Raw genomic sequence first — 254 nt, 5'->3', positions numbered from 1 at the left:
CCACAACGCCACCCAAAATGGCAACCTTAGCCTCGTGGGCAATGCCCAAGCAACATTTAATCAAGCCACATTAAACGGAAACACATCGGCTTCGGGCAATGCTTCATTTAATCTGAGCAACAACACCGTACAAAACGGCAGTCTGACGCTTTCCGGCAACGCTAAGGCAAACGTAAGCCGTTCCGCACTCAACGGCAATGTCTCCCTAGCCGATAAGGCAGTATTCCATTTTGAAAGCAGCCGCTTTACCGGAC

1 protein-coding gene is annotated in these 254 nt (G+C 50.4%); it reads left to right on the top strand.

The features are described from left to right. Positions 1-254 (top strand): hypothetical protein (locus ACI43T_RS12160; protein WP_405387383.1); only part of this gene is annotated, 254 nt, incomplete at both ends.

The sequence above is a fragment of the Neisseria oralis genome (genome assembly GCF_045062685.1).
Classification (GTDB): Bacteria; Pseudomonadota; Gammaproteobacteria; order Burkholderiales; family Neisseriaceae; genus Neisseria; species Neisseria oralis.
This window is presented reverse-complemented; position numbering and strand designations above follow the sequence as displayed.